Annotated in this window: 11 protein-coding genes; 9 read left to right on the top strand and 2 right to left on the bottom strand. The window is 48.4% G+C overall.

Going from position 1 to position 14,256, the window contains the following annotated elements:
• The first annotated feature begins 13 nt into the window (after nt 1-13).
• From G3M70_07850 to G3M70_07825, 6 genes are all read left to right on the top strand, one after another.
• Entirely contained in the window at nt 14-658 is a 645-nt protein-coding gene (locus G3M70_07850) for a tetratricopeptide repeat protein (protein ID QPJ61797.1), read from the top strand.
• A 352-nt stretch (nt 659-1,010) separates the two neighbouring features.
• The gene (locus G3M70_07845; protein ID QPJ61796.1) at nt 1,011-1,808 is read left to right on the top strand and encodes a hypothetical protein; all 798 of its coding nucleotides are present in this window, start codon (nt 1,011-1,013) and stop codon (nt 1,806-1,808) included.
• Between the two features lie 105 nt (nt 1,809-1,913).
• Nucleotides 1,914-2,858, top strand: coding sequence for an ornithine carbamoyltransferase (argF, locus tag G3M70_07840; GenBank protein QPJ61795.1), 945 nt, complete (start codon nt 1,914-1,916; stop codon nt 2,856-2,858).
• A 217-nt stretch (nt 2,859-3,075) separates the two neighbouring features.
• Nucleotides 3,076-3,468 carry a hypothetical protein gene (locus G3M70_07835; GenBank protein ID QPJ61794.1) on the top strand — a complete coding sequence of 131 codons (393 nt, stop codon included), beginning with the start codon at nt 3,076-3,078 and terminating at the stop codon, nt 3,466-3,468.
• The gene (orn, locus tag G3M70_07830; GenBank protein QPJ61793.1) at nt 3,465-4,073 is read left to right on the top strand and encodes an oligoribonuclease; all 609 of its coding nucleotides are present in this window, start codon (nt 3,465-3,467) and stop codon (nt 4,071-4,073) included. The genes G3M70_07835 and orn overlap by 4 nt, the downstream gene beginning before the upstream one ends.
• Nucleotides 4,070-4,345 (top strand): hypothetical protein, encoded by a 276-nt coding sequence (locus G3M70_07825; GenBank protein ID QPJ61792.1) that lies wholly within the window; start codon nt 4,070-4,072, stop codon nt 4,343-4,345. Before orn ends, G3M70_07825 begins: the two co-directional genes overlap by 4 nt.
• Here the strand turns inward: G3M70_07825 and G3M70_07820 are convergent.
• Together G3M70_07820 and G3M70_07815 are read right to left on the bottom strand one after the other, a co-directional pair.
• On the bottom strand, nt 4,342-5,061 hold the full coding sequence (locus G3M70_07820; GenBank protein ID QPJ63748.1) for a phosphoribosylaminoimidazolesuccinocarboxamide synthase: 720 nt from the start codon (nt 5,059-5,061) through the stop codon (nt 4,342-4,344). The two genes, G3M70_07825 and G3M70_07820, sit on opposite strands and share 4 nt — an antisense overlap.
• Nucleotides 5,062-5,072: 11 nt before the next feature.
• On the bottom strand, nt 5,073-6,368 hold the full coding sequence (locus G3M70_07815) for an adenylosuccinate lyase (protein ID QPJ61791.1): 1,296 nt from the start codon (nt 6,366-6,368) through the stop codon (nt 5,073-5,075).
• A gap of 164 nt (nt 6,369-6,532) precedes the next feature.
• Between G3M70_07815 and G3M70_07810 the strand changes: the two genes are divergently transcribed.
• The 3 genes from G3M70_07810 to G3M70_07800 are packed head-to-tail and all read left to right on the top strand — an operon-like array spanning nt 6,533 to nt 13,974.
• Nucleotides 6,533-7,024: a low molecular weight phosphotyrosine protein phosphatase gene (locus G3M70_07810; GenBank protein ID QPJ61790.1), complete on the top strand. Its 492-nt coding sequence runs from the start codon at nt 6,533-6,535 to the stop codon at nt 7,022-7,024.
• Between the two features lie 4 nt (nt 7,025-7,028).
• Nucleotides 7,029-7,907, top strand: coding sequence for a fructosamine kinase family protein (locus G3M70_07805; protein ID QPJ63747.1), 879 nt, complete (start codon nt 7,029-7,031; stop codon nt 7,905-7,907).
• 16 nt (nt 7,908-7,923) lie between these two features.
• The gene (locus tag G3M70_07800; GenBank protein QPJ61789.1) at nt 7,924-13,974 is read left to right on the top strand and encodes an alpha-2-macroglobulin; all 6,051 of its coding nucleotides are present in this window, start codon (nt 7,924-7,926) and stop codon (nt 13,972-13,974) included.
• Nucleotides 13,975-14,256 lie beyond the last annotated feature (282 nt).

Below are 14,256 nucleotides of genomic sequence, written 5' to 3'. Positions count from 1 at the left end.
ATCGGACCCACCAATGAAAGCTATTGCTTGCAGCGCACTGCTTCTTTGTAGTTTCCTTGGCACCTCAGCTCTGGCCGACCCTTTTAAAGAGGCGCTCACCCTGGACCGCCAGGGCTTTTATCAGGAAACATTGCCGCACTGGGAAGAGTTTCTGGCATCTCACCCTGAAAAGAAACTCGATATTTACGGGCATATCAAACTTTGTATTGTCATGAACAAAATGGGGAACCTTGGCCAGGCTTATGAAGTGGCCAAACGCCTTGCCGACCGCTATCCTGACGATTTTCACGCTCAATTCAATCTGGGCAACATGACCAGCGCCGTGAAGATGTACCCCGAAGCAATCACCGCTTATCGCACAGTCATACAAATGCACCCGGAAGAAGGGCTGGGCCATATAGGACTTGGATTGTCCCTGTTTGGAGACCGGAAGACGGACCAGGCACTGGACACCCTGCGCAAGGTTCGCAGTCTGTTTAAAAAACAAAAAAATATTTCCTGGTATCAAAACACCCGCATCATGATTGGGCAAATAAAAAGCTTTGCTCCCTATCCTCCGGATTTTTCCGACCTCTGGTTAAACAACAACCTGAAAACCATCCGGGACACTTATTACCGAACACTTTTTCTTGACTACGAAACAAACCTCAACCATTAGGCCTACGTTTCCCCCCGAATCCTGCATCACAAACCAAAAATGAAGTAGGTCCGCTTTTTAAAGATTGTATTCAGGGAAGCACATCTTTAAATACCTGAAACAGTTTTATTCGGAAAGGTATTTCCTTCGGGAAAGTATCCGGGGGTTAAATTTCTTTAATCAAGTATTCATCCTTATTTAATTTCCGCTGCCCATACTGGGTACAGCCTGTTCTCCTCCATCCCGAGGGAGCGGAAGGAAAAATGGGGATTCTTTCTTCCGCTCCCGCCCTCCTTAAAAGATTTTTTTATTGAAACCGGCCTCAAGCTCCTTTCATCTAATAGTATAGAAACCGTATAAACGGAGTGATATTTTGAAGAGACATATTTTGATGTGCCCTCCGGACTACTTTGGAGTGGAATACACAATCAACCCATGGATGGAAAACCAGATTGGAAAAGTGGACAGGAAGTTGGCAAAGCAGCAATGGCGCCAATTGCACCTTTCACTTAGCAAACACGCAAGCGTGGAGCTAATTTCACCGTTTAAAGAAACGCCTGATATGGTGTTCACTGCCAACTGTGGAATGGTCTGGGGATCAAACTTTATTCCGAGCAGGTTTCTCCATCCACAGCGAAAACCGGAAGAAACGTATTTTAAGAAATGGTTCAGTGACAAGGGTTTCGATATTCTGGATCTACCGGAAAATATTTCGTTCGAAGGTGCTGGCGACATTCTCCCCTCTCACGATTCGAATCATTTATGGGCAGGCGGTGGTTTTCGTACTAACCCGGAGACCCATGTAGTATTGGGTCGCGAGCTTAATTGCCGCATCATTTCCCTCAATCTGGTAAACCCTCGCTTTTACCATCTGGACACCTGTTTCTGCCCTTTAAATGACGGAGTGGTCCTTTACTACCCGCCGGCCTTTGATACGATGTCGAACCACCTGATCAGACACAGTTCCGAAAAAACCATTGCTGTTTCCGATGAAGATGCACACAATATGGTTTGCAACGCAGTTTTGATTGATGACCAATTGTTTTTAAATAACGCCAGCCAAGCCCTTCGGCAGCAGCTGGAAGAGGAAGGCTACACCTTGCACATTATTCCCGTGAGTGAATTCATAAAAGCTGGCGGTTCCAGCAAATGTCTCACCTTCTGCTGGTAAAAACCTTCAACGTGGTTCAGGAATAAGTACTTGGTAAACTTATAACATCTCAAATCAATTTTCCTCCAGACTCTCCCGCCTTCAGGGAAAGATCGTGTACAATGGATGTTTTCCAATGGCTCGGTTTTCAACGATATGAAAAAAGATTTTCTTTCACTGGGAGATTTTTCCTCCCAGGAATTACAAGACATGCTGGTCACGGGCCTTGTCATGAAGGACCGGCCAGCGGAATTCCATGATGCCCTTAAGGGAAAAACCCTGGGGATGATATTTAATAAACGATCGACCCGGACCCGTATTTCCTTCCAGGTGGGGATACTCCAACTAGGCGGTTATGGGCTGGTACTCAGTCCAAACGATCTTCAGCTGTCCAGGGGAGAGTCTATCGAAGACACCGCAAGGATTCTGTCAGGTTACCTGGATGGAGTCATGATCCGGACCTTTGCGCATGAAGAAATTGTCGAATTTGCCCGGCACGCAACCATTCCGGTTATCAATGGGCTGACCGACTACAACCATCCCTGCCAGGCAATGGCAGATATGCTGACCCTGCTCAAATACAATTCAACACTCGAAGGATTAAAACTGGCATATCTGGGCGATTCCAATAACGTCACCGTCTCCTTGCTCTTTGCTTGTGTCCATTTTGGAATGCATATGGCCATCATCAGTCCCGAGGGGTACACTCTGGACCCGTCTGTGATGGAATCAGTTCGGGAACAGGCGGAGCAAAAAGGTTTATCCATCACACTCACCTCCGATGTTGAAGAAGGAGTTGCCGGTGCTGACGCCGTTTACACCGATACATGGACAAGCATGGGACAGGAGGACGAAGCTGAAAAACGGCTGAAAGATCTTGATGCCTATCGAGTCGATGCCCGTGTAATGTCACTAGCCAAACCAGGTGCTTTTTTCATGCACTGCCTGCCTGCGCACAGAGGAGAAGAGGTTTCTGCAGATGTTATGGATGGAGGCCAATCCCTTGTCTGGGAACAGGCTGAAAATCGCCTTCATATCCAGAAATCAATTTTGTACCACCTGATGAAATAGCAGGCTTTGGATCCTGTTCTTTTATTAAAGACAGGGAAAAGTCCTGTCGGATTCCTTGGAAACCCCGCCGCAATGGGTTACAATTTCAATGTATCCTGAATAGTCATGTGATTTTTTATGAGGACTTTTCAAAATACTTTTTGAACGCTTTAAATTTCCGGTTGTTTCAAAAATATTTGAAGTTTTCTTAACAAAAATCAAACGAAATAAATTCTCCATGAAACCAAAAGTTATTATTCTATTGAGTCTGTTTATTTCAGCGAGTATTTTATTAGCACACTCCGCAATGGCAGATGCCTGGGGGCCACCTCCAACTAAAAAGACCATACAATCGAAATCCAAAATTCCTTCGCCGCCATCAATAAAAAAGAAAGTTGTTCCAGAATCTGAAAACGTAGATGAATTAACCGAAAAAATGATGGACAATCCGGAATCGATGAGCAAAATCGGGAAACTGCAAAACGATCCCACCATGCAGAAAATATTGCAGGATCCTGAGCTTATGGAAGCGATTCGAAATAAAGATTTATCCCGAATTGCCAGTGACCCGAAAATAAAAGCATTGGAGAGTAACCAAGGTCTCCAGGAATTGTTGAAACAAAATCAATGACCAAGGTAGACCCCAACAATCTAGTCTGGATAGATCTTGAAATGACAGGTCTCGATCACGAGATCGAATCTATCATTGAAATTGCCACCATTATCACAGACAAACATCTCAACATAATCGCGGAAGGCCCCAATCTGGTTATTCATCAGCCCGATGAATTGCTCAACCGGATGGATGAATGGAACACCCAGCATCACACATCCTCTGGTCTTGTTGAAAAAGTACGCAATTCAAAGATTGGACTGGCAGAAGCCGAACGCGCCACACTCGATTTCATCAAAACCTATATTCCTTATAATACGTCACCCCTATGCGGCAACTCGGTTCATCAGGATCGTAAGTTTCTCGACAAGTACATGAAAGAACTGGCCGACCACCTTCACTACCGAACCATTGATGTCACGTCTGTTAAGGAAATCGTCAAACGATGGTACCCCAACGGGCCAAAGGTGCCGAAGAAAAGCGATGCACACATGGCACTGATTGATATTCGTGAATCAATTGAGGAGCTGGTTTTTTACCGCCAACACTACTTTATTGGCAACGGCAGACCTCCGGAAGATGCCGAAACAAATTCCAACCACAACAAGGATGGAGAGGAATGAACAAGGGTACGGTGATAACAATACTTTTTATGGTAGGTCTCGCTGGCTTGTCCGTCAGCATGATCCTGGGTGGAAATCACATGCGTTGCGAGGTTTGCATCGAATACAACGGAATCGAAGTGTGTGAATTTGTTGAAGGTAAAGAAAGAAACGAGATGATCCAACTCGGAATCAGCACAGCCTGTGCCGGTGCCGCCAACGGTCGCACTGAATCCATGGACTGTGGCCAAACCCCTCCGGTAAAGGTGGAGTGTGTCGCCACTGACGGTTAACCTTTGTTCTCGCCGCCACAAATTTTGCTGTAGACTTCCTGGTATTTCTCTTCGACTTTTCCCAGATCAAAACGAAACCGATCCTTATCCATCTTCTCATTGGTTTTAAGGTCCCATAATCGGCAACCATCCGGGCTGATTTCGTCTCCCAGTAAAAGCTCTCCATTGCGCCGTCCGAACTCCAGCTTATAGTCCACCAACCGGATTCCGCGCTCTTCAAAATATCCAACCAGCAAATCATTCACCTTAAAACCTAATAGCTTGAGTTGCTGGATCTCGTCGTCTGTTGCCAGACCAAACTCCCGAATATGATATTCGTTTATCATCGGATCGCCCAGATCATCATCTTTATAATAAAATTCAAGGATCGGGTTCTTCAATACTTCACCTTCGGGTCGCCCCATCCGTTTGGCCAGACTGCCCGCCACCACATTACGCATCACCACTTCGACCAGAATAATATCCAGCTTTTTGGTCAGCTGTTCCCGATCGTTCATGTGCTCAACAAAGTGGGTGGCAACCCCTTTCTCTTCCAGCCATTTATAAATAACAGAGGATATGTGATTGTTCATCACACCCTTGTCTACAATGGTTCCTTTTTTGATACCATTGAATGCAGAGGCATCGTCTTTATAATATTGTATTAAGAGATCCGGATTCTCTGTCTCGTAAATTATTTTTGATTTTCCTTCGTAGAGCTGCTTTCCTCTTTTCATCATTTCCCCAGTTAGTTTTTAAATACACGTTTGAATATTTTATCCACATTTCTCAAATGATGCTTTTGATCGAAGGCCCGGTCAATTTCCTTTGCACTAAGAGTCTTTTTAATATCCGCATCCTTTTTCAGGAGGGCTTTAAAGTTCCCCCCTTTCTCCCAGACCTGCATCGCGTTACGTTGCACCATGCGGTAGGCTTTGTCACGATCCAGACCTTTTCGACACAGAGCCAGCAGGATGTGTTCGGAAAAAATCAAGCCCCCGGTCTGTTCCAGGTTGCGCATCATGTTCTTAGGATACACCAGCAGGTTGTCCACCAACCGTGTGAATTTTCGCAACATGTAATGAACCAGAATTGTGCTATCCGGCGCGATGATCCGCTCCACTGAAGAATGGCTGATATCGCGTTCGTGCCAGAGCGGCATGTTTTCCATTGCCGCCATGGCATTTCCCCGGACCACCCGGGCCAATCCGGACATCTGTTCAGACACAACCGGGTTGCGTTTATGCGGCATGGCAGAGGAACCTTTCTGCCCTTTTGAAAAAAATTCTTCAGCCTCCAACACTTCCGTCCGTTGCATGTGCCGAACTTCAACCGCAAACTTGTCGATGGACGAAGCGAGCAAGGCCAGTGCAGAGAAAAACTCGGCATGCCGGTCACGCTGAATCACCTGACTTGATACTGGTGATGGCTTGAGCCCCAGCTTTTTACAGACCGACGCTTCCACTTCAGGATCGATTCCTGCGAACACTCCAACCGCACCGGACACCTGGCCCACGGCAATTCGTGTTCGCGCACTTTTTAAACGCTCAATGCCTCGCCCGATTTCTTCATACCAGATGGCCATTTTCAAACCGAACGTTGTCGGTTCTGCGTGAATTCCATGTGATCGACCTACGACCGGAGTCATCTTGAACTCCAGGGCACGCCTTTTGATCGCTTTTCGAAGGGCCGCGAGCTCCTTCAAGATGAGGTCTGCCGCCTGTTTGAGTTGAACTCCGAGTGCTGTATCGAGAACATCGGACGATGTCATCCCCAGGTGCATATAACGAGCAGGCTCGCCAATGTGCTCAGCTACTGAAGTGAGAAACGCGATCACATCGTGTTTCACTTCACGTTCGATTTCATCAATACGGGCCACATCAAACCCGGCTTTTTTCTTCATGGCAGTCACTGCGGATTTGGGGATCTCTCCACGCTTGGCCAAAGCCTCACAAGCCGCGATTTCAATATCAAGCCAGATCTGGAATTTGTTCTCAGGCGTCCAGATAGCCGCCATTTCGGGCAATGTATAACGCTCGATCAAGGTAATTTCCTTTTTTCGGGTATGGGAAAATGCAGGTTGAAGGGGGAGCAAACGGTGTTTTACAATAAAAGGACACGCTTTTTACCGGGCCCTTGTGTCGAACCCCCTGGCTGTCGGTTCCAGCGCATCTTAAAACGATTTTACGCCCAAATCAATCACCCAAAATGACTTCTGAAACCACTGTCACCATCTGCTTTGTATGTCTCGGAAATATTTGTCGTTCCCCCCTCGCTGAAGGAGTTTTTCAGGATCTTTTGAAGAAAGAAGGTCTTGAAGAACGCATCATCGTTCACTCCGCCGGTACCGGAAACTGGCATGTTGGCGCTCGGCCCGACAAGAGAATGCAGTCCACCGCCAATGCCCGGGGCATTGAATTGCTATCAACAGCCGAACAATTCCAGCCTGGCGATTTTAAACGCTTCGATCTTGTCCTTGCCATGGACCAGTCCAATAAAGAGTCGCTCGACTATATGGGGTCGGGCAAGGTAACGAAAAACAAATTAAAAATGTTTCGCGAATTTGACCCCGACCACAATGGTGATTTCGACGTACCCGACCCCTATTACGGCGGTGACCAGGGTTTTGAAACAGTTTTCGATATTGTTAATCGCACATGCCCACCTCTCCTTGAGTACATTAAGCGTGAACTACTCTGACCGGATGAAAGAAGCCATCCGGGCCCGCTTGTCTAAATCTTTCAGACGTGATGTTTCCATCGCCTCAACCTGTGATGTTGGTGGAGGCTGCATCAATCAAGCGCAGGTTTTAATTCTCGATGAGGGAACACGCGTCTTCGTTAAAAGGAACGCCTGCCCGCCAGCTGGCATGTTTGAAACCGAATCAAAAGGTTTGCAGTTGATGGCCGCAGCCAAAAACGGGCCACGGGTTCCAAAAGTCATCGCCTGCGACGATCAGAAACCGGCACGTTTTTTAATTCTGGATTATCTGGAGTCGACTTCGCCGGGAAAAGATTATTTTACCCGGTTCGGGCACGCACTCGCCGCCATGCACCGCATCACGGCTGACTCCTATGGGCTGGATCATGACAACTTCATTGGGTCAACTCCGCAAATTAACACAAGAGAAAAAAACGGCCTGAAGTTTTTTCGGGACCAGAGGCTGGGGTTTCAACAGGAACTGGCACGGAACTCGGGACTGCTGCCCAAAAAAACTGATCAAAAGCTGGATGAATTACGCGCAAAAATCGGCGACCTGTTGAATATTGAAGATGAACAACCGGCCCTTATCCATGGAGACTTGTGGTCCGGAAATCATTTCTGCGGACCCTGTGGTGAGGCCACCATATTTGATCCCGCAGCGCATTTCGGCCTGCGCGAAGCAGACCTCGCAATGACCGAACTGTTTGGCCGTATGCCACAGGCATTTTACGACGCGTATCACGAAGCCTTTCCACTCAACCCTGGCTATCAGGAACGCCGGGATATATACAACCTGTATCACCTGCTCAATCATTTAAATCTGTTCGGCGGGTCCTATCTTGGTTCGGTCGAAACCATTATCTGTCAATTCATACGTTGACCCAATAGAGGCTCCCATGGCAGAAAAACCCTGGTCGGTATTATTCGCTATCCCGTTATTTCTTTTCCTGAGCTTCACTTCTGCCTCGGCAAAATTGGCCCATGACTACCCTGAATTAAAAAAACAGGCCGAAGCCTTCTTTGAAGAAGGCTCTTTTTCGCGTGCTCATACCCTATATCAGAAATCCAAAATTTATGATCTCCCCACTGAAGAAACAAAATGGGTGAAATTTCGACTGGCTGACACGCTCTGGCGTATGGAAGCGGCAACCAATAACCCGGACAACACAAAAACAGACCTGGCCAGAACTCAGCTTGAGCATATGGTCCGCGATATCAAACGCAAGGAAGAGAAAGGTCGCATCTGGGCTGAGATTAAAGAATCTCTTGGCGATTTCTGGTGGACTCGCAAGCAAACGCGCAACTGGTCTTCTGCCTGGCAGAATTATCAGCAGGCCCTCGACTGGTGGGCCGGGGCGCGTGACATTGAACTGGCGCGGCAACGTTATCTCAAAATGGTCTGGACAATTTCATCTCCACCCTGGCGGGACCGTTATTATATCTATGGAAACTATGGCAACCGCCTGCCGCTGAACTTTTTAGAAAACGTTCTCAAGATCGCGAAGAAACCGGAAGACCGCTACCGGGCACAATATCTGGTCGCCCTCACCACCCGGAACCAGGGCGGCTGGAACGCTTCCAAACGAACAAGGGAAGCGTTTGAAGAAGCTCTGAAAGCTGGCAAAGAATCCGACTGGTACGACGACGCGCTTTTCTTCTATGCGGAATGGCTCAGTGGGCCGGGTGAAATCGTCATCCTTGATGGAGGCCGCAAGATCCAACAGCAAAATTTCGTGGAAGCCCTCCAGATCTACCGTCGAATTCTCAGTGAATTCAAAAAAGGCGAGACTCGCTATTTTAAAGATGCCAAAAGGAAAATTGAACAGATCACCAAACCCGTACTAAACGTCAATGTATCGAATATTTTTCTACCCGGCTCGGAAGCCCAGTTCAATATTAACTGGCGCAACACCCGGGAGGTCGAATTTACACTCTACGCCCTGGACCTGACTGATACCTGGGAGCCCGTTGAACACCCGGGGAGTGTAAAATTTTTCGACAACCTGCCCAGGGATCCATCACGCAAAGTGCTGTCCTGGAAAGAACAAACAGGAGACAAGGGCGAACATCGACCAGGAAACAAGACCCTCAGAGTTCCCAAAAAACTGAAGACCGGAGCATATCTTTTAAACGCAAACTCTAAAAACGCACAAATAAATCAGCTCATCCTGGTCACGGATGCCGCTCTGATGGTCAAATCATCTTCTAATAGAACCATTCTGTATTTTGCTGACTCCTCCGATGGCAGCCCCATTGCCAATGCTCGTGTAAGTCTCTCTGAGCAATATCGCGACAATAAAAAATGGCTGTGGCGAACCCGCGAAGGAAAAACCAATTCAGAAGGACTGGCGGTTTTCGATCGAAACGGAAAAGCCAGATCAAAAATATTTGCAACCGCCCAGAGCGGAGATCGTCAGGCATTTGTCAGGGATCGCCAACACTATTTCTCAAATAAAAATGATTATTGGAAACTCTATGTCACCACAGACCGTCCGGCTTACCGCCCTAAAGAGACCGCGCACTGGAAACTGACCGCCCGCATTCACGATGGCTCTGTTTACGAAACTCCTGCTGGCAACCTGCTGGAATATGAAATTACCGACCCCAGGGGGGCCAAGTTAAAAAAAGGTGAAGCGCGCTTGAATTCGTTCGGCAGTGCCTGGGGAGACCTTGAGCTGACTGAAACCAACCCGCTGGGTTCCTACAGGATCACTTTCTGGACCAAGGGACGCAAGCGCCACCTCGGCAGCGCGGAAATGTTTCGTCTGGAAGAGTACAAACTCCCCGAATTCAAAGTGAATATTCAAACCCCAGAAGAAAATGGGCGCAAAAAGGTATTTCTTTCAGGGGAGACGGTCGAGGTTGAAATTGTTGCCGATTATTTTTTTGGCGGACCCGTGGTCAATGCTGAGGCCGAAGTGACAGTCTTTCAGAAATCCTTTCAGCCTTACTGGCGACCCACCCCGGAGTTTCCCTGGTATTTTCGGGATATGTACCGTCCACCTCATTCCTGGGGACGAGGCCAGCAAATCAAACGCGAGGTTATTAAAACAGATGCGTTTGGAAAAGCGCATTTGAAGTTCGAAACACCGTCTAACGGGCAAAACCTGGAATACTCTATAGAGGTTCGGGTCACCGACCAGTCGCGTCGCGAGGTCAGAAGCTCCGGAACCGTGCGCGTCTCCCCTCAAAAGTTCTTCGCACACCTGACACCTGAACACCACCTTTATCAGCCCAATGATCGGGTGAGCGTCGACCTCAAAACACTGGATGCCAGCAACCAGCCAATGAGTGTTGACGGAACAATCAAGATCACCCGTGAACAGTGGAATGAAATCTGGCTCGACCCTGCCGGGCGCGAAGTCAAAGGTGATGAACTCAAAAAGTATCGTGAAAAAAATTCAATCTGGCCGCCACCACCCTTACCGGGAAACAAGGGTTGGGTACTGAAGTTCAGAGGCTACGAACATGAAGAAATCAAAACCCAATCCGTTAATACCGATTCTGAGGGAACGGCTGAGATCACCTTCACTCCCACGCGCGATGGTTACTACCGGTTCGCGTTTCACCATGAGGATCGTGAAACACCCCCCATCAATGCCACGACCACAGTATGGGTCGCCACCAATGAAACAACCCAGCTCGGATTCCGCACCGGTGGGTTGCAGTTGATCGTCGACAAAGACACGTTTCACGCTGGAGAACCGGGGCCGGTCATGATCACCGCACCGACCAGTAACCGCTATGTATTATTCAGTGTGGAAAGCGAAGGGGTTGAAAGTTATCAACTGATCCACATGGAAGGACCGGTAAAACTGGTGACGCTCGACATAAGCGAGAAACACGTCCCGAATATTTTTCTGCAAGCCAACATGATCAGCGATCACAAAATTTTCAGGGACGTGAAGCAGATTGTCGTTCCGCCGGTCAAACAGTTCCTGGATGTAAAAGTTTCAACTGACAAAAAACAATACGGTCCGCAGGAAAAAGGGAAACTCACTGTTACAACCAAGGATCATGAAGGCAACCCGGTATCTGCGGAAGTTGCGCTCGGACTGGTAGATGAATCCGTTTATGCAATCCAGAAAGACCTGGCCCCGGATCCTCGTGAATTCTTCTGGGGTTCCAAACGCCAGCATCGGGTGACCACGGCGAGTACATACCAATATAGAACGTATAAACATCTTGAAGAAGATGAGGACGGCAATATTATCGATAGCCTGTCCGGAACCCTCCGCAGAGGTTCAAAAGCCAAACGTGTTGGAGCAAAAGATAGTTTCGAATATAAATCCCGTTCAGAAGCTAGCCAGACATTTTCGGCTGAAAGCTCAGGCGAATCCATGGCCATGGGTGGGATGATGGCGGACAATGTGGCGGCCGCAGCACCGATGGCCCTGAAAGAAAGTCGGAGAGACAGGGATTTATACAGCCAAACCCAATCTGGGAGAATTAATGCAAAAACATTGGTCGGTTCATCGGGGAATAAAATCAGCGATGGCCCTGCAGTTCAGGTTCGCTCGGATTTCCGGACCACAGTTTTCTGGCAACCGGATGTCGTCACGGGTCGCGATGGCACAGCTGAAATTGAAATAACCTTTCCGGATTCCCTGACCGAATGGCGCGCCACCGCGCGAGCCATGACGCAAGAAAATCGGGTCGGTTGGTCAAAGACACAAACCCAAACGCAGAAACCCCTCATTGCCCGCCTGCAGGCCCCACGTTTCTTTGTGGTGGGTGATGATGTCACACTCTCCGCTGTCATCAACAACAACACGGATGAACCTCAAACCGTGATACCCGAACTTGAAACCAACCGACTGAAATTGATTGGAAGAATATTCGAGCGGAGAGTTTCCATTGAGAATCTTAAAAAACCGGTGACCGTCCCGGCCCGCGGCGAGACTCGAGTCGACTGGCGGGTCCATGCTATTGAAGCAGGTGATGTAAAAATCAAAATGACCGCTCGAGGTGAACGTCATGCCGACGCGATGGAAAAAACATTCATCGCCCACGAACACGGTATCGAAAAATTCATTGCGCGCTCCGGCAAAATGCGCGGCGATGAGATCACTGCGTCCATTAACCTGCCCAGGAAGCGCAAACCGGGTAGCACCCGGGTTTCTGTGCAGGTCACGCCGAGTCTGGCTGTGACCATGCTCGATTCCCTGCCCTACCTGATCGACTTTCCCTACGGATGCACTGAGCAGACACTGAGTCGGTTTCTGCCAACGGTGGTTGTGGCAAACACTTTAAAGGGATTCGGACTCGAAACCTCCGACATTCTGGGCCGCGTGTTCGGTGGTATTGACCACGCCAACACGGACAAGACACATCGCAAGGGAAAGCGGGATCTTAAGAAACTAGAAGGGATGGTCGAAAAAGGACTCGACCGACTGACCGACTTCCAGCATTCCGACGGTGGCTGGAGCTGGTGGAAGAAAGGCAACAGCGACCCCTTTATGACAGCCTACGTTTTGTGGGGGCTCACTCTGGCAACACAATCCAATGAAGAAATTAACTTAAATATTCTGGCACGTGCATACAACTACCTTTCAAAAGTTCTGGTCGAGGCAGAAAACGACTATGCCCTGCAAGCCTGGGAACTTCATGCGGCGGTGTTTTATCAGACCCACTCAAACAAAGGCAAACCGGGAAAATATGAAAAGCGTGCATATGAAAACCTCTGGAAAAACCGGACGCGACTCAACGCATACACCCGGGCTTTGCTGGCGCTCACGGCGCATTACATGAAAGACTCCGAACGAGCCCAGACATTGGTTCGTAATCTGGAGAATGGAGTGATTGAAGACAAGAGTCCGGACACGTCAGTTGTACAACGCGGCAACCAGCAAACTTCCGGGAACTCGATCGGAACGGCGCATTGGGGTGAGGATGGCATTTTCTTTCGCTGGTCAGATGGAGGAGTAGAAGCGACTGCTTTTGTATTGAAAGCCCTATTATTGATTGATCCTGACCATCGGCTGGTGGAACCCACGGTCAACTGGTTGATCAAGAACCGGCGTGGAGCCCACTGGAGCAACACCCGAGACACAGCCATCGTATTGATGACATTGACCGACTATCTCAAAGTAAGCAGTGAGCTTGAAACCGATGCGGCTTATGAGGTGAAGATTAACGGGAAGAGAATTGCCAGTGAAACAGTTTCCAATGTTCTGACCGCACCTTCCACGTTCAATGTTGACTCCGGATTGATTCGGAATGGGGCCAACCTGATACAGGTGAAACGCACGTCAGGCAAGGGGCCACTGTATTTCTCAGTGCAGGCCGAATATTTCAGCCTGGAGGAACCGATTCCGGCAGCAGGCAATGAAATCTTTGTACGGCGGCAATATTATAAATTGTCCGGTCGACCCACTTTACTCAAAGGTTATGTCTACGACAAAACCCCTTTGAAAGACGGAGAATCGTTGACCACTGGTGATCGCGTCGAAACTGTTTTGACTATCGAAGCCAAAAACCATTACGAGTATCTGATCTTTGAAGACCTGAAACCGGCAGGACTTGAAGCGGTGGAGGTGAAAAGCGGACAACCCGTTTATGCGCGGGAGCTGAAACAAAGCGGAGTGAAACACAAGTTTTCAAAAGAAAATTCCGCCGGTGGAACTGCGCCCCAATCGATGCCGGCAAGAGGATTTATTGGTGGCGCAAAAATTTCCAATGGGTCTATTGTTCTGCCCCTTCCCCAACCTGAGGGTGATGCAATGGACTACACCGGTCGCCAACGCAGCGTGTACCAGGAGTTACGCGACCGCAAGGTGGCGTTGTTCGTCGACAAGATGCCACAGGGTGTTTGGGAAATTCGCTATGATCTACGCGCCGAGACACCGGGAACGTTTCATGCACTTCCGTTAATGGTTCACGCCATGTACATTCCGGAAATCCGCGCCAATGGCGCCGAAGTGCGAGTGACTGTATTGGATAAATAAATTGGAGGGAATTTAATTTTTCTAAAAACGAATTTCAAGACCAACGACAGCTTCATGCCGTTAAGAATTAAATTTATTCAATGCTATTTTTCTTGTAGCGCCATTCTCGTAAAAAAATGGAGTGACTCCATCCTCAATCTGGAGCTTCCAAAATCTATACCCTGCCTTAATAAAGAATCTTAACCAGACATTGTAAATCAAAGGTGCTTCCAGGTTATTTCCAAGCCTTTGACTGGCACTCGCTGCCGAAGGTGATTGGGACAAATCGTTCCTCCCTGAGGT

The sequence above is a fragment of the Candidatus Nitronauta litoralis genome (assembly GCA_015698285.1).
Taxonomy (GTDB): domain Bacteria; phylum Nitrospinota; class Nitrospinia; order Nitrospinales; family Nitrospinaceae; genus Nitronauta; species Nitronauta litoralis.
Note: the sequence above shows the minus strand (reverse complement) of the source record. Positions and strands in the feature narration are given on the sequence as shown.